The sequence below is a fragment of the Fortiea sp. LEGE XX443 genome (assembly GCF_015206815.1).
In the GTDB taxonomy this organism is placed as follows: Bacteria; Cyanobacteriota; Cyanobacteriia; order Cyanobacteriales; family Nostocaceae; genus Nostoc_B.
The window spans coordinates 17680-39512 of sequence record NZ_JADEXZ010000031.1 but is presented as its reverse complement, the minus strand read 5'-3'; the positions used below and the strand labels follow the sequence as shown (position 1 = coordinate 39512).

The window sequence follows — 21833 nt, the reverse complement described above, 5'->3', positions numbered from 1 at the left end:
AACTATATTTAGCAAAAAACAAGAGGCAAAACATCATCTTTTTTAAGTGTTTTATTGTTTCTTGATTTTTTCAAAACTAACAAAATTGATATCCAAAATCTAGGAGGATATTTTCTCATGGCAGACGTAGATAATAGCGGTAACAATAACTCTTCTGGTGGTGATTTGACTGAGCTACTTCGGCAATCACCATTCGGTGTATTGCTAGACATTCCCGGTGCCGACTCAAACGACATAATCCAGGGTTTTAGTAGATCAGCTAGTGGTGCTGGTAGTTCGTTAGGTAATGGTGGCAACTCAAATAACGGTGATGCGCCTTATAGTGGTAATCCCTTTGCTAACTTTGGCAATCCAACTGCTCCTGGTAGCGCTTTAACTGGTGGTGTCAATCCCTGGGCAACTGACAATCAGGGTGGTAGCGCTCCTTCTACTGGTGGTGGTAGCAATCCTTTTGCTGGTGGCGGCGCTCCTTCTACTGGTAGTGGTAGCAATCCTTTCGCAGGCGGTGGCGCTCCTTCTAGCGGTGGCGGTAGCGATCCTTTAACTGGTGGCGGTAGTAATCCTTTCGCAGGCGGTGGCGCTCCTTCTACTGGTGGCGGCAGTAATCCTTTCGCAGGCGGTGGCGCTCCTTCTACTGGTGGCGGTAGTAATCCTTTCGCAGGCGGTGGCGCTCCTTCTACTGGTGGCGGTAGTAATCCTTTCGCAGGCGGTGGCGCTCCTTCTACTGGTGGCGGCAGTAATCCTTTTGCCGGTGGTAGCAACCCAATGGCAGGTGGCAGCAATCCTTTTGCCGGTGGTAGCGCTTCTTCTACTGGTGGCGGTAGTAATCCTTTTGCCGGTGGTAGCAACCCAATGGCAGGTGGCAGCAATCCTTTTGCCGGTGGTGACAATCCAATGGCAGGTGGCAGCAATCCTTTTGCCGGTGGTGACAATCCAATGGCAGGTGGCAGCAATCCTTTTGCCGGCGGTAGCAATCCTTTTGCTTAATAGCAACAGTTATTAGTTCTTAGAATTTTTGCAAAAAACCGCAGTGAAACAGAAATCATCAATCCTAAAATAGCTATATTTATCTATCTGCGGTTTTTGTATTTTTCTCTGTTTTAGCAAATTATTAACGCAAAAATAGGAGATTAGTGCTGATGGAAGTATCTGCTGTCAATACCTCTGTTGCTGATAATTCTTTTGATGATAGTAGTGGCAGTCTGTCTCAGCGATCGCCTTTTGAAGGACTATATTCATCTCTAGGCGAAAATACATCTGTAGAAAGCAGTAACCCTTTTACAAATAATCGTAATCTTCCTGGCGGTGATAGCAATCCTTTTGCAGGAGGTGGTGACAGTCAGCTTCAGCAATTAATTTTTAATCGCTTAAAGTTAGTTTTGGGTGAGAACTTTTTCGATGGTAGTAATAACCCATTTACAGGTAGCAGTAATCCTAACAACTTTGGTAGCTTACCTTTAAATCAAAACAACGCACCTGTCAGTAATAGTAATAATAACTTTGGCACTAACAACGCAATTGTTGGTAATTTCAATTCAAATTATGGTAGTGACAGTGCGACAATTGGTAATGGTAACTGGAACTTTAGTAATAATAACGCCACAATTGGTAATGGTAACTGGAGTTTTGGTGGTAATAATACAACAATTGGTAATGGTAATTGGCATTGGGATGAAGGAACCAATAACTCTACATTAGGTAATGGTAATTGGTACTTTGGCAGTGACAATCAAACCATTGGCAATGGTAACTGGGATTTTGGCAGTAACAACACTATTATTGGTAATGGCAACTGGGTTTTTACCAGTGGGAATACAGTTATTGGTAATGGTAACTGGCTAGTAGATAACAGCAATGAGACAATTGGACTTAGTAACGATGTTAGAAACCTAGATTCTTTTTTGCAAGAAAATAGTAGTGGTGTTGAGACCCTGATTAACTCGCTAGTCGGAAGTATAGGTCAAGATTTTATTGGTTTAACAGGTAATCTTGAAATGTCTGAGAGCCAGATATTTAACAAGCTGATTCTTTCTAGAGGTAATGGTATTAATAACGGTGATATATCTCCTCAAATTGATCAATTTTTAAGTTTATTTGGCGAAATTCCTAAAAATCAATTGCCTTACCCGCCTAGACAAGGTTTGGAGCCTGTTCCAGAACCTACATCTTCAATACCGCTGATATTAGGTGGTTTATTATATTTATGTTTATTTAAGTTCAAACAAAAGACATTTTTACGCAAAAAGAATGCTTTGGCTACTAATGCCAATTCTGTTTGAATAAAACTGATGAGATTTCGCTTTTATCCCTATAGCCTGTCTAAACATGCTTAACTCATACCCATGAGATGAAATATCTCTGACTAACAACAAGTTATCAAACTCAGGGATGATGAGTATTTAGTAAGTAGATTGACAAAATCACACTATCAAGGGTGATATTTCAGCAATAGACAGCAATTATAAGGGATAAAAGGCATGATCAAATCTTGGATGGTAATTGGGGGGGTAGCAATATTAGTTGCTTTAGCAGCTAGTTTAATTCAGTCTAGCGATCGCCAATGGTTCAGGCGTTTACAAAGACCGAGATGGTTAACTTTTGAGGCGGCAATTCCCATCATCTGGACTGTTATCTTTATTTGTGGTGCTTGGTCGGCTTATATTGTCTGGGAACGTAACCCAGGAACCATATCCACTTGGTTATTGATGAGTTTATACTTAATCTTAGAAATTGTAATCATCGCCTATACACCCGTCATGTGTCGGTTGCGGAGTCTTCAGGCAGGAACAATCATTGGTGGTACAGGTTTTATTATCGGACTTATATTAACCCTTGCTGTCTTACCGATTTCTGGTTGGGCTGCACTATTATTAGTACCATTTTTACTTTGGAGTCCCATTGGTACTTATACCACTTGGCAGATGATCAGACTCAATCCTCAAGATGCTTGAGTATCAAACCTGTGGTTGATTTCACCCATACCTTATATTGTCAAACTGGCAATGTATAACTTGACAAAAGGTATTGGTATGGTGTCATCTGGTGTAATCATTGGGGCGATAACTTTCTTGATTGCAATTGGCAGTTTTTTTATTACGCCCCGTGACGTAAAATGGTTTGCAAATTTAAGCCGTCCACAATGGCTAGTGTTTGAGCCGTTTATCCCTCTCATTTGGACTGTAATTTTTGTTTGTGGCGCAATTTCTGCTAACATTATTTGGCAACACAGCCCTGGAAGTTTGGTTACTTGGTTGCTGATGGGTTTGTACCTGTTCGTAGAAATCATTACTGTTGCCTACATACCGCTAATGCTGAGGTTGCGGAGTCTTAAAGCTGGCGAAACTATTGGGTTAATTGGGATGATTTCAGCCATAGTTTTGGCTTTGTGTGTTCTGCCAATTTCAGGATTAGCAACAATATTACTCATTCCGTATTTGCTTTGGAGTCCTATTGGCACTTTCACCACTGACGAATTAAAACATCTGAATCCAGAAGATGCTTAACTATACATCTATAAAATTCGACCATAACGGGCTGTCAAAGAATTAGCAGGATTAACTTGATTATTCAGCCACGCCCACATTTGATCGCCGAAACAAAAATGCCACCATTCTCTGGGATTGCGTTGAAATCCCGCTTTTAGCATGACATCATTTAATAGCTGACGATCGCTATGATACTGTTGTGCTTCTTTTTGGGGATGATTGATATAGTAATTGGGATGCGATCGCTCTGACAATTCATCAATGGGCGAACCCATATTTATCACTTGTCCTGTGTTATCCACTAGCGTTACATCCACCGCTGCACCCGTACTGTGGGGAGGAGGCGTTTTTTCATCCATACTCGGTACAGCCCAAATTTGGTAAACCGCCTCCCAAATTTCTTGGCGCTGATTTGGCGTTAACTCAGTCTCAGTTAATCCTCTCTCTTGTACTTCTGTAGCAAAGCTGTAATCTACCATAAACTGCTGCACTGCGATCGGGCGATAGCCGTCAAAAATTTGAATACGCCAATGAGGATGTAAAGAGTGCAAGTAATTTTGAGCTTGGATTAAATTTTCAACAACACTCCGGCGCAGATAATAAGGAGAGTATTCACCATAAGTAGCACCCAATTTTGCATAAGGATGGGGAGATTCCACTGCAAACAGTTCTAAAGGAATCTCTACCAAAGCTTCACCGCATTCAATAATGGGGATATGGTGATAAGGTCGCATACCAATTTTGGATTTTAGATTTTAGCTTATACATTTCCAGAATCTTATACCAATTTGTAATTACATCTGGAAACGCACCACTGCTGCGTCTCTACTTATTCCAATTTGCCAAGACTATTAATAGCCATAACCATTTGCGGGAACACCACCTGTAGACTGTCCAGGAATTTGGGGAGTAGTTGAGAAATTAGACTGCGGTATTTGAATGGGTAGACCTCTGAAATACCGATTATTTTGGTAACTTGCTGGAGTAGAAGGTGTGACAAGATTTGAATAGGGATTCTGGCCAGCGTTGGGTGTAGTGTTCGTTGGTGCAGTTGAAGTTATAGGTTGTGTTGTAGTTGTTGATGGTATTTGGGTAGGCAATAGCGGGACAGTATTTATACGGTTATAAGAATTTGTTGGTAAATTTGGTACAGTTGGCTGAATATAGCCTGTACCACCATTTAAACTTGTGCTAGGTGTAAAAGGTTGGTTATTAGTAGGTAAACTTTGTGGGATTTGATTATATAAATTTGTCCCTAGATTATTATTGGTGTTAGATAAATTCTGGGGAACTTCGTTGTATAAGGTTTGCCCAAAAGTATTGCTGGGAGCAGAAGTTACACCATTGATGCTAGATGGTGTTTGGTTAGTTGATGGTGGAAGTATCGTTGGTGAAGAGCTAATTGAGTTGTAGGGATTATTTGGGGTCTTGTTGACTCCGATGCCTACTGCGTAAGAGTTTTCGACTATATTTTTGGGTTGAGACGACGAAGTAAATAACTGACTGCTACTATTTTGTGTGCCGAACTGTAACAAATTTTCAGTTTGGGTGACAAAAGGATTTTTCTCTACAGATGTGCCACTACTGATGCCGAAACTAGGATTTAATTTGGTGTCTTTAGCAGATTTTTGTTTGTTAATTAAATCCTGTAAAAAATCTTTACCCTTGTTGGGCTTGGAGTTGTTTGTGGGGGAACTGACAATTATAGGGCTAGTTGCTTGTTCAACTTCATTATACAGAACTGGCAAGTTATCAATATCTGCGGCGATCGCTTTATCTTCTTGTGTTAGCGATGAGTCATTAGTTTTTTGAGTAGTAATTTCATTGTTTTGTTTTTGCGTAAAAGCATTTGGATTAGACCAATATTCTCGAATTACCAGCCCTAATACCGATAAAAAAATTGCTGTTCCCCAAAAAGCAGGTTTGCCTAAATTCCATAACCTGGCTTTGAAATAACGTAAGTAGGCGGGAGGATAATGACGATTTGACATAGGTAAATATAAATATTTATTGGCAGATGGTATACCTGGGTGGAAATTTACAGTCAGCAGAGATTGTCTAGTGCTTTGCCTTGACTGCTAAAAAGATATGTCAGCTAAATTTGGGTGGTTATTTGTTCATCCTAGCCTGATAAAGGATAAAGAATGAAGGCTAAACGATAAAATTTCATACTTCAACAGCATGATTATGCTGAGATTTTAGACTTCGGTCACTTTCGATAACATCATGAATTAAAAGCTGCACTAATTTAGTGTTGTGGCTAATTACTCAACTGTGCAGCTGCAATGCTAAGATTCGCCTTTTTTCTTCGCTTAAATAAAGATTGGAAAAACTGTATGAGGGCGTTGAACTTCAAGCGATGTCTGATGACAAGCCTCTTCTCTAAGAGACGCTCCGTGTAGCTTGAGCAGCCGCATCGCACCGCACGGTAATATTTACCAGGAGACTACAGCAATGATGAAAGCTGAAGATATCATGACCAAGGATGTTGTTACTATTCGCGGTTCGGCCACTGTTGCTGAAGCAGTGGGGCTGATGAAGGAAAAAAAATTGCGTGCCTTGGTTGTGGATCGTCGCTATGATAATGATGCCTATGGCATGGTTAGCGAAACAGATATTGTCTATAAGGTGATAGCCTACGGTAAAGACCCCAAGCAAGTACGGGTTTACGAAATTATGAGCAAACCCTGCATTGTCGTAAATCCTGAGTTGAGTGTGGAGTATGTAGCGCGATTATTTGCCAATACTGGTATTCGTAGAGCGCCAGTAATTCAAGGTAAGCTGCTAGGCATCATCTCGATTACTGACATTTTAACTAAAAGTAATTTTGTCGAAACTCCAAAAACACTAATGCTGGAGGAGAAAATTGAAAAAGCTATTGAAGTAGCTCGTGCCACTTGTACTCAGCATGGAGCTTATTCTAAATCTTGTGCTGCTGCTTGGGATGAAGTAGAAGAACTCCAAGCTGAAGCCGCTCATCAAAAAGCTGAACCCATACCTTCCGCTAAAATTTCCTTTGAAGAATACTGTCGGGAAAATCCCGCTGCGCCTGAATGCCGTAATTACCAACCTTAGAAATGAAAAGTAAAAAGTAAAAAGGCAAAATATTTTTTTCTTTTTACTTTTACCTTTTACCTTTTGACTTTGTAGTTCCTACTCTTCGCTGTTGAGAATTTTTGGTACTTTGAAAAATTCACCTTCTTGTTCAGGCGCACTATCGAGAATAGCATCTCGGTTAGGATAAGGTTGTAGCTTATCCTCTCGCGTTACATTGCTTACATCAATAGCCCGTGTGGTTGGTAGCACATCGCTAACATCTAATTCACTCAGCTGTTGAACATAATCCAAAATATTTCCTAGCTGAGTGGTAAATTGCTCTTCTTCTTCTGGTGTCAATTCTAACCGAGAGAGAAGGGCTACTTTATGAACTTGTTCACGATCAATCATGGTTTAGTTATAAGTCAAAAGTCCATAGTCAAAAGTCCATAGTTATAGTCATCAAACCAGTTAATTAACTCATAACCATTGACTATTGATCATTAACTAAAAGAATACGTCAATTTGCATCCGCCCAGTGGTTTTCAGCCAGTTTTGGGCTTCGATGTAGTTATTGGGAGCCATGCGAATAGCTCTAATCCAATAATCTGCTGCTTGATCAAACAGTGCTTCGCCACCGTCATGATCTCCAGCTTCTTTAGCTTTTTCGCCTTGGTAATGATAAATCACGGCGATATTATTCAAGGCTTGGGGTATACGTGGGTTGAGTTCAATTGCCTGGTGATACAGTTCTAAAGCTTTGCTGTGATCCCCGTTACTAGCGTAAATTAGACCCATGTTATAGAAAATATAACTGCGATCGTTGGTGTCTTCTTCTAGTGTTAAGGCTTCTTGGTAATAGTCTAATGCTTCGGCATACTCCCCTTCTGCTTGTGCCGACATTCCATCTCGGTAATAAACGAATGCTTCTTTAGCTTTTCTGTTGGTTGGCAGAATCTTCAGAATGATATCTGCCATGACTGTAAAAGATTTGTCAATAAAGTTATCGTTTTTCTGTGTTCTTGGCATAACTGCCTCTATGGTTGTACAGCTACTAGCTCAAAAGATACTCTTGGGAATTGAATAACCCCAGACAAATACTTCTGATATTAATTTTCTTCTGGATGCAATTAGCACTCAATAAAGTAGGGTCAGTTTCTTGTGAACTTTTTCTCTCTCTGCCCACTCCACAGACTCGGTTTTGAGATTGAACGTGTTTTAGTAAGCTATGTTGCTCAACATTCACTTTATCAATTTATCAGGTAAGTTATTTTTACGCGAGTCCCAATAAATAATTTTTGTGCATAGATACGCCCTATATTTACGCTATTAGTAGTCGTCGCGTTTAAATAAACCAAACAAAGGCGCAAGAATTACTCCAAAAACAAAACCACCGATGTGCGCCCAGTAAGCAACTCCCCCTGTTTGGACACTCATATTAGCAGCTGCTTGGAGGCTGGCAACACCAGATATCACATTCTGTACAAAGAAAATGCCAATGACTACTAGTGCAGGAACGCTGATTGTAGTCACAAAAAAACCTAAGAACACTAAGGTTGTAATTCTAGCTTGAGGGAAACGGATCAGATATGCACCCAAAACCCCAGAAATTGCCCCACTAGCGCCCAAGGAAGGAATCGCAGAATTCATCCCTATAAACCACTGGCACAAAGCTGCTAGAGCGCCGCATGTCAAATAAAAAATTAGATATTTGAAATGACCCAAACGGTCTTCGACATTATTGCCAAAGACCCAAAGAAACACCATATTGGATATTAAGTGCCACCAACCACCGTGGAGAAACTGTGATGTAATTAACGTTGTCCATTCTCCACTAAAGTTGTAGGTTAATTCTTGAGGTACTACAGCATACTCATTAAAAAATTGATTCAATTGGACATTAGATAGACTCACTTGATGAAGAAAAACTAAAACGTTCATGCCAATCAAACCGTAAGTGAAATATGGTGTGATTCGCGTCGGATTTTCGTCATAGAGTGGAAACACAGGTGTTTTTCCTAATTATCTATTAATTGCAATATAGCTTGTCTGGCTGGCAGTTGAAAAATTTAGGTAATTACACCTGTGAAATCAATCAGGCTAGAAAGCTCTTATCCATACCATGATTCTTCTGGAGATTTGTCGCTAAACAAACCTAACAGTGGGCCAAGAATAGCTCCAAAGATGAAACCTCCTGCGTGTGCCCAGTAGGCAATACCGCCGCTTTCCATACCAATATTGGTAGGTGTTTCTAAACTAACGAGTCCGTAGAAAGATTGCTGGAGAAACCAAAATCCTAAAAAGAAATAGGCTGGAACTCTGAAAGTAGGGAAGAAAAATCCTAAAGGTACTACACCGAGAATTTCAGCTTTGGGAAAGCGGAGAATATATGCACCCATCACACCAGCGATCGCACCACTGGCCCCCAAAGATGGAATGTTAGAATTAGGGGAGAAATACCACTGGGTCAAAGACGCTAAAACACCGCAAGCTAAATAAAATAATAAATATTTGGCATGACCCAACTTATCTTCAACGTTGTTACCAAATATCCACAGAAATAACATATTGCCAGCTAGGTGCAACAAACCGCCATGCAAAAATTGGGAGGTAATTAAAGTTGCCCACTCTGGTACTGGTTGGTGGACAGAGACACCAGCAAAACTTAAGCTGAGTTCTTTTGGAACTACAGCTGCTAGGTGCAGAAAGCCATCTAATGCTTGGGGAGGAAGGCTGGCTTCATAAATAAAAGCGAGGACGTTGGCTGCTATTAGCCCATATGTTACATAAGGCGTAATTTCTATGGGATTATTATCTCTAATGGGAACCACGGGCGTTTTTCCTGATGCTTTGAGACGTTAACATCAAGATACTTAATTTTCTATGTATTTTCTTCTACCTCGTGGATAGGTTTTGTCAAGCTATAAATTTTCTGCGTTTCCAGATTATCTCTGATGGATGAAGACAAGGTATCTAAAGATAAAATCTGCCTATCCAGTTGAACTTGTAAATTACTAAGGGGATCGCATCCCGAAGAAATCAGAAATTCTAGTTTCTGAATGTAAGACAAGGTTGCTAGATTATCCAGAATTTGGCAGACTGCTTGCAAGTAAGGATGATTGGTTTGCTGATACCAATCACAACTTGCTACTTTTGCTTGGTCAAAACCTAGGTGTACTGTCAAGGATGGCTCATCAAATAAAGCGATCGCTAAAGGACGGGCTTCTTCCTGCAACAATAAATCATTGCTTCTAGCTAAATGCCGCAATTTTTCCAACCTTTCATAACGTTTTGTGATTGATTGCGGGTCATCTTGCCAATGAATTGCGATCGTGACTAGATAGGTCTGTAGTAGCATGTGGCCTAGTTTTTTGGCCTTGGTTGCTAGGTAATAAGAATTGTAGTCGTTTGCCTCAATTAATAACGGCACGCGATCGACAACTTCCAAGCCATAGCCTTTAACACCAGCAATTTTACGGGGATTATTGGTTATTAGGCGAATATTTTTTACACCTAAATCCATGAGCATTTGCGCTCCCATCCCGTAGTCGCGCAGGTCAGCGGGAAAACCTAAGCGTTCGTTTGCTTCTACCGTATCCAATCCCATGTCCTGTAAGGAGTAGGCTTTGAGCTTATTAATCAGACCGATTCCCCGACCTTCTTGACGCAGGTAGACAACGACACCTTGACCAGCCGTTTCAATCATTTTCAAAGCAGCTTGCAACTGCATCCGACAGTCACAACGCAAAGACCCCAAAGCGTCACCAGTTAAGCATTCTGAGTGCATCCTTACCATCACTGGCTCATCTTGGAAAGTTGCTGGATCGCCTTTAACAATGGCGACGTGTTCAGAATTATCGAGGGTGTGGCGATAAGCGTATATTTTAAAATGACCGAACTGAGTAGGTAAATCGGCAATACTTTCGCGGACGACGAGGCGATCGTGTTGGAGGCGATAACTGATTAAGTCCGCAATACTGATAATTTTTAAATTATGCTGTTTGGCATACTCAATCAACTGAGGTAGCCGCGCCATTGAACCATCGGAGTTTTGAATTTCGCAAATCACCCCAGCCGGGTAAAGTCCTGCCAATCGAGATAAATCCACTGCTGCTTCTGTGTGTCCGGCGCGTTTGAGGACACCGCCAGCTTTGGCACGAATTGGGAAAATATGCCCAGGACGACGTAAATCTGAAGGTTTTGTTGCTGGGTTGAGAGCAACTTGAATAGTCCGGGCGCGGTCTTCTGCGGAAATGCCTGTGCTGACACCTAATTGAGGGCCAGCGTCGATACTAACAGTGAAAGCCGTTTGGTTAGGATCGGTAATGTTCGTCACCATCAAAGGCAAGTCTAGTTCATCCAAGCGATCGCCTGTCATCGCTAAACAAATCAGCCCTCTTGCTTCCACCGCCATAAAATTGATCATGTCGGGTGTAGCAAATTGGGCAGCACAAATCAAATCACCTTCATTTTCCCGATTTTCGTCATCTACCACGACAATGACGCGACCTGCTTTCAGGTCTGCCAAAGCAGCATTAATCGCATCAAATTTAAAAGTTTTGTTAGAAGCAGCAGTATTATTAATAGTTTCTCCTGCTTGAGGAGCTACACTCATTTGAGAGTTTTCTCTCTCAACAGGAGTGTCAGAAGACTGCCGTGTAGGTTTAGGCGTTGACACAAAGGACTTCCAGTTAGGTATAGTAAATTTTTTTTAACAATTTCTATATTTTGATTGTAACTCCTTTATGCAGTACAGAAATACACTAGCAATGATTCGATAACATGGCCTAGTCTCTAGCATTAAAATTGGGGTTTAGTACAAAATGCTGCAATTACAGTTACAGAAGGCGTGAGGACAAAAGGCAGGGGGGAAATAAATCATATTGACCCTTGACCATTGACTGATAAATTAATCAAAAGCGGATAAGGATTTCAGAATCATGGGCAATTTTAGACGCGTACCCGTTGGGATTGTTGGCGCGTCAGGCTATGGCGGAGTGCAGCTAGTCCGATTACTCATGGAGCATCCAGAGGTCGAACTAGTTTATTTAGGCGGTGAGAGCAGTGCAGGGAAATCCTTTGGGGATCTTTACCCGCATCTGGCTCATCTAGTTAATTTGCCGATAGAAGCGGTAGAGCCAGAAATAATTGCTCATCGCTGTGAAGTTGTGTTTTTGTCTCTACCAAATGGTCTAGCTTGCCAAATTGCACCACAATTATTAGAAAAAGGGTGCAAGGTACTAGATTTGAGTGCAGATTATCGGTTTAGTGATCTGGCAACTTATACCAGTTGGTATGGACAGGATAGAAGCGATCGCACTGCGGCGGCCACAGCAGTTTATGGCTTACCGGAACTGTACCGCGATCGCATTGCCGAAGCGCAATTAGTTGGTTGTCCTGGGTGCTATCCGACTGCCAGCCTACTAGCGTTGTCGCCACTTCTAAAGCAAGGCTTAATCGTCCCAGAAACAGCCATTATCGATGCCAAGTCTGGTACATCTGGTGGTGGACGGCAAGCTAAAGTCAACTTGTTACTGGCTGAGGCCGATAACTCATTAGCTGCTTATGGTGTTGTGCGTCATCGTCATACCCCAGAAATTGAGCAAATTTGCAGCGACTTAGCAGGCCATGAGGTGACTGTGCAATTTACACCCCACCTCATCCCGATGGTGCGCGGAATTCTGGCGACTGTATACGCCACACTGCGCGATCCCGGTTTGGCTAGAGATGATTTAATTACAATTTACAATGCTTTCTACCGTAACTCTCCTTGGGTGAAAGTTTGCGCGAGTGGCGTTTACCCGCAAACTAAGTGGGCAAGTGGTAGCAATATTTGCTTTATCGGTGTAGAAGTTGACCCGCGTACAGGTCGTGTAATTGTCATGTCAGTAATTGACAACCTGATTAAAGGGCAAGCGGGTCAAGCAATTCAGTGTCTGAACTTGATGATGGGCTGGGATGAAACCTTGGGGTTGCCCAAATTGGGATTTTATCCTTGAAGTATGAAGTCAGAAGTATGAAGTATAAAATTTATGACTTCATACTTCACACTTCAGACTTTATTTCAAAGTACCAGCATAAACGGCGCGATCGCCTAATTCATCCTCAATCCTTAGTAAGCGGTTGTATTTAGCAACCCGTTCGCTGCGACACAGAGAACCTGTCTTGATTTGACCGGCGCGGGTAGCTACGGCTAAGTCAGCAATTGTAGTATCTTCGGTTTCACCAGAACGATGGCTAATTACTGAGCGGAAACTGTTGCGAGTTGCCAAGTCGATTGTTTCTAGGGTTTCTGTTAGTGAACCGATTTGGTTGAGTTTAATCAAAATGGCATTGCCAGCTTTTTCCTCGATGCCTTTTTGTAAGCGGGTAGCATTTGTCACAAATAAGTCATCCCCTACCAGTTGCACCCGTGAGCCTAATTTCTGGGTGAGTAATTGCCAGTTAGACCAATCTTCTTCGTGTAAACCATCTTCAATGGACACAATCGGGTACTGGTCAACCAATTGACCTAAATAATCAATGAATTCGGCGGGAGAGTGAGGTTTACCATCGTAAACATACTGTCCATTTTTGTAAAACTCACTAGCTGCAACATCCAACGCCAAAGCTACTTGTTCCCCTGGCTTGTAACCTGCTTTTTTAATCGCCGCCACCAGCAATTCTAAAGCCACTTGATTTGATTCCAAATTAGGAGCAAAACCGCCTTCATCGCCGACACCAGTCAGCAAACCCTTTTCATCCAAGACTTGGCTGAGAGTTGCGAATACTTCCGCACCCCAACGCAATGCTTCCCGGAAGGAAGATGCACCAACGGGGACAATCATAAACTCTTGAAAATCTACATTATTGGCTGCATGTGCGCCACCGTTAATCACGTTCATCAACGGGACTGGTAACAAATTCGCCAAAGGACTACCCAAATAGCGATAAAGGGGAATCCCCAAAGATTCAGCACCAGCTTTCGCCGCTGCTAGAGAAACCGCCAAAATCGCATTTGCCCCTAAATTTGATTTGTTCGCCGAACCATCAGCAGCAATCATTGTCCGGTCAAGCAATTCTTGGTTGAGGGCATCCAAGTTTAACAATTTTGGGGTCAGAACTTCTTTGACGTTCTGCACCGCCTTCAGAACCCCTTTACCTCCGTAGCGACTTTTATCCTGATCTCGGAGTTCGTGCGCCTCAAAAGTACCTGTAGAGGCTCCACTGGGAACCTGCGCTAGTCCCACAGCACCATTTAGCAAATGCACCTCGGCTTCAACTGTCGGTCTACCTCGTGAATCGAGAATTTCTCGTGCAACGATCGCCTCTATGGCAGTATCTACAATAATGTTACTCATCTGTGCTTTGTCCTTTCTGCGAGTGCGTTCTTACCGTTGAGCGCATAAAATCCAGTGGATTAACCTAATCGTTAGCATAGGCTTATAAGCGACTTTATCGGCTGAGATTAAAGAAGATTTCCAGAAATCGTTTTAAGATACGCGGACTTTGGATTTTGGATTATTTTTCAGTCAAAAGTCAACAGTAAGCAAAATCGTGCCGAGGAGAAAGAACATATTAGAACTTACGTATTCTGACAGGAGGGAGAAAGAGTTTTGTTGTGAAAGCGATCGCTGTGGTTGCCAACAATGATAATTTTAATGATTGGGAACCCTTAAAAATCGAAATTTATGAACGCAGCCGACGATAAAACGATTGTTCGTGAGTATTTCAATTCCACAGGGTTTGACCGCTGGAAGCGGATTTACGGTGATGGCGAAGTCAATAAAGTCCAGCTAGATATTCGCTATGGACATCAGCAAACCGTGGATAAAGTTATCGGCTGGCTGAAAAATGATGGCAATTTATCTGAGCTATCAATCTGTGATGCTGGCTGTGGTGTAGGTAGTCTCAGCATTCCCTTAGCAACTGAAGGGGCTAAGGTATATGCCAGCGATATTTCCGAAAAAATGGTGGAAGAAGGCAAACAAAGAGCTTTACAAGCTTTGGGAAATTCCGCCAACCCTAGTTTTGCCGTACAGGATTTAGAATCTTTAACTGGCAGTTACCATACCGTGATTTGCTTGGATGTTCTCATTCACTACCCCCAAGACAAAGCCGATGAGATGATTTCTCACCTATGTTCTTTAGCACAGTCACGGATAATGATCAGTTTTGCACCCAAAACCTGCGCCCTCAGTCTACTTAAAAAAATTGGCAGTTTCTTTCCCGGTGCCAGCAAGACAACTCGTGCTTATCTACACCGTGAAGCTGACGTGGTGAAGATTATCGAAAAAAATGGTTTCGCCGTCCAGCGTCAAGAAATGACAAAAACTCGCTTCTATTTCTCTCGCCTACTAGAAGCGACACGCCAGTAAATTGAAACGGATAGAAAATTAGGTTGGGTGGGATGGCTTAGGGTGAAAAACCGAAGGCATTATCGGCACCGAGTTTGAGCATGGTGCTGTTGTGTTCTTTGATAAAGAAGGTAGGCTGAAGTTAACGCTCTTTCCGCGATGGCGCAAGAAGTTGCTGAGTTGCTGAAAACTTGCTTATCCGGGACAAAAGGAGGACGAACATGGCAAACGAAGTCACCACCTACAATCACCTTTACTGGAATAATCTCAAAGCAAGTACGCTAACTCCATAAGAATCTGACAAACTGCCTTAAGAATCTGAAAGAAACCGAACACTAGAACTAGCTATACTCCAGATAGTTAGGGAAAAAGGACTTAGAGACAATGAGAAAGCAACTGATCAACCCGCCACAACGCTATGATGGAAGACCACACGGACTGTCCCATGCTGTTGTCGATACCGCAACGGCTACCGTTTACATTTCTGGTCAGGTTGACTGGGACATGAACCACCAAGTTTCATCTCATACCGTTGCGGGGCAATTCTTGAAGGCGCTAACGAACCTAACCACTGTCCTAGAAGCATCGGGAAGCTCAATAGAGAATTTGCTTAACCTTCGCATCTACATTCGGGGTGAATTTGGAGAATTTCTTGAGGATATCGCACCGATTCTGACGCAATATCTGGGAGAGTCGCGCCCAGCCCTGACTGGCATCGGTGTTGCCTCACTTGCCACTCCAGAAACATTAGTTGAGATCGAGGCAACAGCAGCCCTTGTTACTAATTGATTGCCGAGATTCGTAGCCATAAGCGTCATCTGAAAGAATGACGACCTCTACCGCATTCACAGATTGTGAAAAATCCTGTAATCTGCCTGTTGAATCACGCTAAAACGCTAATCTAGGCAAGGAGTTGAGACCCATCAATCTGTTGAGGTTTAAGAACCAGGTTTATGACAAGCAACCTTCTAAACTCGCTCGAACTTAGCCAACAGTTGAATAAAACGCTGATGTTTTCCAGTCGGCAGAAGAACTGGAATGGCGTTTTGGTTGAGCAGTGTCAAAGTCCTGCTTCAGCTTTTGAATGGGAACTTCCTGCCCTCTCAGATCACTGGCTCTACTTCCACACAGGAGATCCTGCCCCTTTAATTCAAAAACGGGATGATCGCTTGCATGAATCTATCCTGCACAAAGGGGACAGCTTCTTGGTTCCGGCTGGACAACCGAGCTATTGGTGTCAAACTCCAGATATGAGTGATTTCATTTGCGCCCCACTGCACATTCACTTAAAACCGGAATTGATTCAACAAGTTGCTGAAGCCTCCGAGATTGATTTAAAACGGTTTGACTTCGTGCATTGTTTCGGTCAGCTAGATTTGCAACTTCATCAGATTGGGATGCTGATGTTTGCTGAGTTGCGATCAGGTGGCATGATGGGGCAATTGTATGCTGAATCATTGACCCAAGTGTTAGTGATTCATTTGTTGCGGCACTATTCGACTTTGACGCAAACCATTACATCTCAGAATCGAAGCTTAACTCATATTCAGTTGCAGGAGGCGATCGATTATATTCACGCTCATCTGAATCGAGACCTGTCACTGGCTGAACTGGCAAGTGTTGTTAACATCAGCCCGACTTACTTTGCGAGTTTGTTCAAACAAGCAATGGGAGTTTCACCGCATCAGTATGTGATTCAACAGCGAGTGGAACAAGCAAAATTGATGCTGTCGAAAACAGATTTAGCGATCGCACAAATCGCTCTACAAGTTGGCTTCTCTAGCCAAAGCCATTTAACCCAACAGTTCAAGCGCATTACTGGAATGACACCAAAGCAGGTTCGCTAACACCATAAGAATCTGACAAATCGTTGTAAGAATTTGGAAGAAGTCAAGCATTGGAACTCAGTACACTTCAGATCAACACAACGAGGTTAATGCTGAGGAAAGCACAATGATACTTAAAACACTTCTGAAGAATGGAGATTTAACGTCACTGGCGCAGAACAGGTGCGAAAGAACTGGACTGGCATCTTTGCTCAAGTTCCCGACCTCCAAGCAAAATTGGTTGCCCATACGATCGCTGGTGACATGGGTTGGTCGGAGTGGCATTAGCAAGGAAAACATATAAACAGCACAGAATTCAATATGCAAGGCACAAGTGATGGTGTTTACGGAGTGACGGTCAGTAATGGTTTCTATCCAGTTATGGTCAGTCAAGGTCTTATACCGTTTCACTTTAAGTTTGATACAAGTAGGTCGCAGGGGGGCAGGGGGTAGGGAGCAGAGGGAAAGAATTAAAAACCATTAATTTGTATCAAGATTTTCGTGAATTGGTATTACAATCAATTGCTTTCAATGTGTGCGTGTATGATACAGAGAATAAGCTTTATCGGAAATACTGGAACGTTGATCAAAGTAAAGTTAAAATCGCAAGCAAAGTCTAAATTTCAAATTGAGTTATGAAGACTGCTGAAAAATTGGCGGCGGGTTGGCTAGTGACACTCGGATTCATGTTTTTGACACTATCAGTCTCTGCGGTGACTGAAAAAAATACTATGCTCAAGCCAATCCCATCGGGGGATGGTGAATATTCGGGCTGGGATTTTGTGAATAAAGAAGCTCTTTATGTGCTGGATACTACTGCAAGACAAAGTTTTATTTTTGGTGTACCAACAATGGTGTTGGGGGGATGGTTAAGCTTATCTTTATATCGTCGCGGTAAGAGTGAACAAAAAGCCCTTCAGCAACAAGTGAGCGATCGCTTGCAATCGATTTTCTATCAAATGTTACAAGAAAATCATGGCAGAGTCACTGTCTTAGGGTTTGCGATGCAGTCACAGCTACCAGCATCTATTGCTCGTGAATATTTAGATGTGAAAGCTAAAGAATTCAATGCCAATTTTAAGGTGAATGAAGAAGGCGCTGTATCATACCATTTTGATGTCTAAAATTGACAAATAATTCTAATGGCGCAGATTTTTTTGAGTATAGCTGCCGTTTTAGGTGGTTTGTCAGTTGCGGCTGGGGCTTTTGCTTCTCATGCTTTGCGAGATCAGATTAGCGAGCGATCGCTTTCTATTTTTGAAACTGGCGCTCGCTACCAAATGTACCACGCCCTTGCACTTTTCTTAGTTGCTCTCCTCATCAGTCGCCTCGAATCACCTCCACCCACTTTAATTGCTAGTGGCTGGCTATTTATTATTGGTATTGCTATTTTCTCAGGTAGTTTATACGCCTTGAGCTTAACTGGTGTGAAATATTTAGGTGCAATCACACCATTAGGCGGTGTAGCCTTTATTGCTGGCTGGGGTGCTTTGGCTATTGCTGCTTGGAATTTGAAATTTTAAAGTTTTTCAATGCAGAGGGGCGCAAAGTTTAACGCAGAGAATCGCAGAGTGTTTTTAGCGGAAATTTTAGGCTACGCTCTAAAATATCGGTAATTTTGCGAGTCTCTGGGAATGAAAAAGCGCTTGTCACAAGTTTGGGGAAGGTTGCGTCAATCTTTCACTTTTGAGGAAAGTTTTAATACAACACTTGACACTAGCAAAGCATTTTTAGATGCAGCAAAAACTCTCCAAGAAGATGGTGGAAAGTTAGAAGCTTTAAAACCTTTGCTGCAAAATTCATCTTCTTTATTAGATGTGTTGTGTTCACCATTGGCGCAGGTGATAAGTGCAGGTTTGCCATTTGTACCGATAGGAATTGCCTTGCTGAAATTGTATCGCCAAAACAGCAAGGAACAACCGACGCTAGAAGACTGTGTATTTATAGTTAGTCAAGTTGCTTATTTAGAAAGCGTTAAAGAAATTTTATCTTTAGATATCAAGGTGAATTGGGATACTAATCTTCAAAGTAATGAAGCAGTCCGAAAACAACTACAAGAACTCAACGGTATTGAATTAGATTATGAAACCTCCAGTAAAACAATCAACTGTTTTCATCAATCAGAATTAGCAAGGGCATTTAATCAAGTATTATTGGCAAGGTTAGCAGATGCAAATATATCTCATGCGGCAATTTTGACAAAACGAGTCGCTTGGAATGCTCACCGCTATCTCATGAAAGCATTGATAGAATCAGGTGACATTACTATAAATTTGCCTCAACCTTCTTTGGGTGACTGGCAGAAAGCACAGCAGAAATTTCAAAGTATTGATGAGTATTTAAAAGGTCAGATTGCGACTAAACCAGAAGAGAAAGTTTTTAACGAAGACTTTTCTTTTAAAGATATTTATGTATCACTCAAAGCCAGAAATGTAGATAAAAATGGCAAATTAGATACTGATAATACAGAATTTTTTGATTTAGAAACCTGGGCTAAAACTCTTCTCTTGAATACAAACTCTAATACACAACGCCAATTGATGTTTATTCAAGGCGGTCCGGGTAGAGGTAAGAGTGTTTTTTGTCGGATGTTTGCTGATTGGGTGCGGCAGCATTTACACCCTGTATGGACACCAATTTTAATTCGTCTGCGCGATATTGAAGAATTTCAAGCAAGTCTAGAAGAAACTTTGCGCTCCAGAATTAAAGAAGATTTTGCTCAAAGTGATGATGGGTGGCTAACAGATACTAATACTAGATTTATATTTATTTTAGATGGCTTTGATGAATTACGAATTGAGCGCGGCAATAACCAAAGTGTGGAAAGATTTTTGCGGCAAGTTGGAACATTTCAAAATGACTGTCACGAAAGTAAAGCAATGGGTCATCGAGTCATAATTACAGGTAGACAGATGGCTTTGCATAGCATTGACCGCCTACCATCGAACTTAGAACGGGTGGAAATTGCGGAAATGGATGTTGAATTACAAAAACAATGGTTTGATAAATGGTACAGAAAATTCCCTAACAATAAAACATTAGATTTTATGGATTTTCTGGTGAAACCAGAAAATAAAAAATCCTGTCCTCAGCAAATTCAGGAGTTAGCAAAAGAACCATTGTTGTTGTATATGCTGACAGCAATGCACCGAGATGACACTTTAGATATTAATAAATTTGAACAAGCCACAGAGACAGAAGCAAAAATATTAGTTTACGAACAAGCATTAAATTGGGTATTAAATAGACAACGTGCTGATGATCGTCACCCGGATTTAAATTATGAACTGACTCGACAACACCCAGAAGCATTACGCCGCATTTTAGCCGAAGCAGCAGTGTGTGTAGTGCAGTCAGGGGGAGAAAGTGCTTCGATGCAGATGGTCAAAACCCGCTTGCAGCAGGATGATGAAGCTAAAGAACTAATTGCTAAAGCTGAGAAAGAACTAGGAGAAGAAGCATTAAAAACTGCATTAGGTGCTTTTTATCTCAAGTCTAATGATCATGGTGGTGTTGAGTTTTTCCATAAGAGTATTCGTGAATTTCTCTGTGCGGAACGCATCAAGCAAAGTTTGGAGGAATGGACAGAACCTGGTAAACGTGGGAAAACTTTTAATGTTGATGAGCAGACAATGGACTGGGAAATTTATGATTTACTCGGTTATGGCGGACTCACACCAGAAATTGTCGAATATCTCATAGGTTTGTTGATTACCAGTGATGAATTTCGCCCGTTAGAGTTATTCAAGCGGTTAGAAAATTTTTATGGGCGTTGGTGCGATGGCGAATTTATTGACGCGCCACCAGAAAACTTTCCCCAGAGAAAGATGCGGTTACTGAAAGAGCAAGGAATTAAGCAAGGTCAGCGTCAGGTAGATATTTATGCTGGGTTGAATGTGATGATTTTGCTTTTGGAGTTACACCGCTATGCTCAGGGGCGGGATGAGCTAAAAGAGGAGATCATTTTCTATCCATCTGGTAAACCAAAAGAAAATACTTGGACAACCCAGCTACTTCGCATCATTAATTACAGTGAAGCCATTCAGCTTGGCAATTTTACTAATATAGTAGGACAATTCCTCAGCTACGCAGACCTCAGCTACGCAAACCTCAACGGCGCAGACCTCAGCTACGCAGACCTCAGCGGCGCAAACCTCAACGGCGCAAACCTCAACGGCGCATACCTCAGCGGCGCAAACCTCAGCGGCGCATACCTCAGCGGCGCATACCTCAGCCGCGCAAACCTCAGCGGCGCAAATCTCAGCGGCGCAAACCTCAACGGTGCATACCTCAGCCGCGCAAACCTCAGCGGTGCAAACCTCAGCGGCGCAAACCTCAGCGGCGCAAACCTCAGCGGTGCAAACTTCAGCGGCGCAAACCTCAGCCGCGCATACCTTAGCGGCGCAAACCTCAGCGGCGCAAACCTCAGCCGCGCAAACCTCAGCGGCGCAAACCTCAGCGGTGCAAACCTCAGCGGTGCAAACCTCAGCCGCGCAGACCTCAGCCGCGCAAACCTCAGCGGCGCAAATCTCAGCGGTGCAAACCTCAGCGATGAGATTTGGAGAGATGTCCGCTGGGATGAAAATACAAACTGGGAGAATGTGCAAGGGTTGGATACAGCAAGGAATGTGCCAGAAGCGTTAAAGCAACAGTTGGGGCTGAGTTGAGAGACACCATTGATGGTAACGCGGGAATGCGAGATTATTAATGAAGCTCAAAGACTCGTGAGCGAGTATTCAACACTCTCGCGTGAGTATCAAAGATTCGTTCGCAAAGCTCAGAGGTTCATCGCTGAAGTTCTGATATTCGTTCACAAAGCTCAAAGGTTCATTGCTGAAGTTCTGATATTCGTTCGCAAAGCTCAAAGGTTCATCGCTAAAGTTCTGATATTCACTCGCAAAGCTCAAAGGTTCATCGCTAAAGTTCTGATATTCACTCGCAAAGCTCAAAAGTTCAGCGCTGAAGTTCCGAGCTTCATTAACGTGAATTCGATGAACCTCTCCCCAACTCCTCTCCCAATACAGTTCAGTTTTCATCTGGTAGGGTGCGTTATACCAATTCGTAATTCGTAATACTTCTCTACGAGACGCTCCGCGAACGGCTGCGCTCAGTACAAGTTCGTAATTCGTAATTAAGAAACTTTGATTTGG

21 protein-coding genes are annotated in these 21833 nt (G+C 42.3%); 12 read left to right on the top strand and 9 right to left on the bottom strand.

Going from position 1 to position 21833, the window contains the following annotated elements; all coding sequences use genetic code 11:
• The first annotated feature begins 117 nt into the window (after window positions 1–117).
• From IQ259_RS13710 to IQ259_RS13695, 4 genes are all read left to right on the top strand, one after another.
• Window positions 118–987, top strand: a complete 870-nt coding sequence (locus IQ259_RS13710; RefSeq protein ID WP_193885568.1) for a hypothetical protein — start codon at window positions 118–120, stop codon at window positions 985–987.
• Between the two features lie 152 nt (window positions 988–1139).
• Entirely contained in the window at window positions 1140–2279 is a 1140-nt protein-coding gene (locus IQ259_RS13705; protein ID WP_193885566.1) for a hypothetical protein, read from the top strand.
• Window positions 2280–2477: 198 nt separating this feature from the next.
• Window positions 2478–2951, top strand: a complete 474-nt coding sequence (locus tag IQ259_RS13700; protein ID WP_193885564.1) for a TspO/MBR family protein — start codon at window positions 2478–2480, stop codon at window positions 2949–2951.
• Window positions 2952–3029: 78 nt separating this feature from the next.
• Window positions 3030–3503: a TspO/MBR family protein gene (locus IQ259_RS13695; RefSeq protein ID WP_193885608.1), complete on the top strand. Its 474-nt coding sequence runs from the start codon at window positions 3030–3032 to the stop codon at window positions 3501–3503.
• Window positions 3504–3511: 8 nt separating this feature from the next.
• Here the strand turns inward: IQ259_RS13695 and IQ259_RS13690 are convergent, their stop codons facing one another.
• A complete protein-coding gene (locus tag IQ259_RS13690; protein ID WP_193885562.1) occupies window positions 3512–4219 on the bottom strand; it encodes a M15 family metallopeptidase in 708 nt (235 codons plus the stop codon).
• Window positions 4220–4336: 117 nt separating this feature from the next.
• Window positions 4337–5476, bottom strand: coding sequence for a hypothetical protein (locus IQ259_RS13685; protein WP_193885560.1), 1140 nt, complete (start codon window positions 5474–5476; stop codon window positions 4337–4339).
• A gap of 463 nt (window positions 5477–5939) precedes the next feature.
• On the opposite strand from IQ259_RS13685, the gene IQ259_RS13680 reads away from it, so the two are divergent.
• A complete protein-coding gene (locus IQ259_RS13680; protein ID WP_193885559.1) occupies window positions 5940–6560 on the top strand; it encodes a CBS domain-containing protein in 621 nt (206 codons plus the stop codon).
• Between the two features lie 78 nt (window positions 6561–6638).
• Here IQ259_RS13680 and gatC read toward each other — a convergent pair whose 3' ends face one another.
• The 5 genes from gatC to ribBA form a co-directional block, all read right to left on the bottom strand.
• The gene (gene gatC, locus IQ259_RS13675; RefSeq protein WP_193885550.1) at window positions 6639–6932 is read right to left on the bottom strand and encodes an Asp-tRNA(Asn)/Glu-tRNA(Gln) amidotransferase subunit GatC; all 294 of its coding nucleotides are present in this window, start codon (window positions 6930–6932) and stop codon (window positions 6639–6641) included.
• A 96-nt stretch (window positions 6933–7028) separates the two neighbouring features.
• A complete protein-coding gene (locus IQ259_RS13670; protein WP_193885548.1) occupies window positions 7029–7550 on the bottom strand; it encodes a photosystem I assembly protein Ycf3 in 522 nt (173 codons plus the stop codon).
• Window positions 7551–7850: 300 nt separating this feature from the next.
• On the bottom strand, window positions 7851–8528 hold the full coding sequence (locus IQ259_RS13665; protein WP_193885546.1) for a rhomboid family intramembrane serine protease: 678 nt from the start codon (window positions 8526–8528) through the stop codon (window positions 7851–7853).
• A 104-nt stretch (window positions 8529–8632) separates the two neighbouring features.
• A complete protein-coding gene (locus IQ259_RS13660) occupies window positions 8633–9352 on the bottom strand; it encodes a rhomboid family intramembrane serine protease (protein ID WP_193885544.1) in 720 nt (239 codons plus the stop codon).
• A 50-nt stretch (window positions 9353–9402) separates the two neighbouring features.
• On the bottom strand, window positions 9403–11136 hold the full coding sequence (ribBA, locus tag IQ259_RS13655) for a bifunctional 3,4-dihydroxy-2-butanone-4-phosphate synthase/GTP cyclohydrolase II (RefSeq protein ID WP_228014528.1): 1734 nt from the start codon (window positions 11134–11136) through the stop codon (window positions 9403–9405).
• Between the two features lie 325 nt (window positions 11137–11461).
• Between ribBA and argC the strand changes: the two genes are divergently transcribed.
• Entirely contained in the window at window positions 11462–12520 is a 1059-nt protein-coding gene (gene argC, locus IQ259_RS13650; protein WP_193885542.1) for an N-acetyl-gamma-glutamyl-phosphate reductase, read from the top strand.
• Window positions 12521–12580: 60 nt separating this feature from the next.
• On the opposite strand, the gene eno is transcribed toward argC, so the two are convergent.
• On the bottom strand, window positions 12581–13861 hold the full coding sequence (gene eno, locus IQ259_RS13645; protein ID WP_193885541.1) for a phosphopyruvate hydratase: 1281 nt from the start codon (window positions 13859–13861) through the stop codon (window positions 12581–12583).
• A gap of 330 nt (window positions 13862–14191) precedes the next feature.
• On the opposite strand from eno, the gene bchM reads away from it, so the two are divergent.
• From bchM to IQ259_RS13615, 6 genes are all read left to right on the top strand, one after another.
• Entirely contained in the window at window positions 14192–14878 is a 687-nt protein-coding gene (gene bchM, locus IQ259_RS13640; protein ID WP_193885539.1) for a magnesium protoporphyrin IX methyltransferase, read from the top strand.
• 363 nt (window positions 14879–15241) lie between these two features.
• A complete protein-coding gene (locus tag IQ259_RS13635; protein ID WP_193885538.1) occupies window positions 15242–15646 on the top strand; it encodes a RidA family protein in 405 nt (134 codons plus the stop codon).
• 164 nt (window positions 15647–15810) lie between these two features.
• On the top strand, window positions 15811–16704 hold the full coding sequence (locus tag IQ259_RS13630; RefSeq protein WP_193885537.1) for an AraC family transcriptional regulator: 894 nt from the start codon (window positions 15811–15813) through the stop codon (window positions 16702–16704).
• Window positions 16705–17318: 614 nt separating this feature from the next.
• On the top strand, window positions 17319–17807 hold the full coding sequence (locus tag IQ259_RS13625) for a hypothetical protein (RefSeq protein WP_193885536.1): 489 nt from the start codon (window positions 17319–17321) through the stop codon (window positions 17805–17807).
• A gap of 18 nt (window positions 17808–17825) precedes the next feature.
• A complete protein-coding gene (locus IQ259_RS13620) occupies window positions 17826–18206 on the top strand; it encodes a DUF423 domain-containing protein (RefSeq protein WP_193885535.1) in 381 nt (126 codons plus the stop codon).
• 111 nt (window positions 18207–18317) lie between these two features.
• Window positions 18318–21350: a pentapeptide repeat-containing protein gene (locus tag IQ259_RS13615; protein WP_193885534.1), complete on the top strand. Its 3033-nt coding sequence runs from the start codon at window positions 18318–18320 to the stop codon at window positions 21348–21350.
• Between the two features lie 69 nt (window positions 21351–21419).
• Here the strand turns inward: IQ259_RS13615 and IQ259_RS13610 are convergent, their stop codons facing one another.
• A complete protein-coding gene (locus tag IQ259_RS13610; RefSeq protein WP_193885533.1) occupies window positions 21420–21719 on the bottom strand; it encodes a hypothetical protein in 300 nt (99 codons plus the stop codon).
• Window positions 21720–21833: the final 114 nt, after the last annotated feature.

Coding starts and splice junctions, on each gene's coding strand:
- IQ259_RS13710 (WP_193885568.1), top strand. CDS start 118: ATGGCAGACGTAGATAATAGCGGTAACAATAACTCTTCTGGTGGTGAT.
- IQ259_RS13705 (WP_193885566.1), top strand. CDS start 1,140: ATGGAAGTATCTGCTGTCAATACCTCTGTTGCTGATAATTCTTTTGAT.
- IQ259_RS13700 (WP_193885564.1), top strand. CDS start 2,478: ATGATCAAATCTTGGATGGTAATTGGGGGGGTAGCAATATTAGTTGCT.
- IQ259_RS13695 (WP_193885608.1), top strand. CDS start 3,030: ATGGTGTCATCTGGTGTAATCATTGGGGCGATAACTTTCTTGATTGCA.
- IQ259_RS13690 (WP_193885562.1), bottom strand. CDS start 4,219: ATGCGACCTTATCACCATATCCCCATTATTGAATGCGGTGAAGCTTTG.
- IQ259_RS13685 (WP_193885560.1), bottom strand. CDS start 5,476: ATGTCAAATCGTCATTATCCTCCCGCCTACTTACGTTATTTCAAAGCC.
- IQ259_RS13680 (WP_193885559.1), top strand. CDS start 5,940: ATGATGAAAGCTGAAGATATCATGACCAAGGATGTTGTTACTATTCGC.
- gatC (WP_193885550.1), bottom strand. CDS start 6,932: ATGATTGATCGTGAACAAGTTCATAAAGTAGCCCTTCTCTCTCGGTTA.
- IQ259_RS13670 (WP_193885548.1), bottom strand. CDS start 7,550: ATGCCAAGAACACAGAAAAACGATAACTTTATTGACAAATCTTTTACA.
- ribBA (WP_228014528.1), bottom strand. CDS start 11,136: ATGAGTGTAGCTCCTCAAGCAGGAGAAACTATTAATAATACTGCTGCT.
- argC (WP_193885542.1), top strand. CDS start 11,462: ATGGGCAATTTTAGACGCGTACCCGTTGGGATTGTTGGCGCGTCAGGC.
- eno (WP_193885541.1), bottom strand. CDS start 13,861: ATGAGTAACATTATTGTAGATACTGCCATAGAGGCGATCGTTGCACGA.
- bchM (WP_193885539.1), top strand. CDS start 14,192: ATGAACGCAGCCGACGATAAAACGATTGTTCGTGAGTATTTCAATTCC.
- IQ259_RS13635 (WP_193885538.1), top strand. CDS start 15,242: ATGAGAAAGCAACTGATCAACCCGCCACAACGCTATGATGGAAGACCA.
- IQ259_RS13630 (WP_193885537.1), top strand. CDS start 15,811: ATGACAAGCAACCTTCTAAACTCGCTCGAACTTAGCCAACAGTTGAAT.
- IQ259_RS13625 (WP_193885536.1), top strand. CDS start 17,319: ATGAAGACTGCTGAAAAATTGGCGGCGGGTTGGCTAGTGACACTCGGA.
- IQ259_RS13620 (WP_193885535.1), top strand. CDS start 17,826: ATGGCGCAGATTTTTTTGAGTATAGCTGCCGTTTTAGGTGGTTTGTCA.
- IQ259_RS13615 (WP_193885534.1), top strand. CDS start 18,318: ATGAAAAAGCGCTTGTCACAAGTTTGGGGAAGGTTGCGTCAATCTTTC.
- IQ259_RS13610 (WP_193885533.1), bottom strand. CDS start 21,719: ATGAAAACTGAACTGTATTGGGAGAGGAGTTGGGGAGAGGTTCATCGA.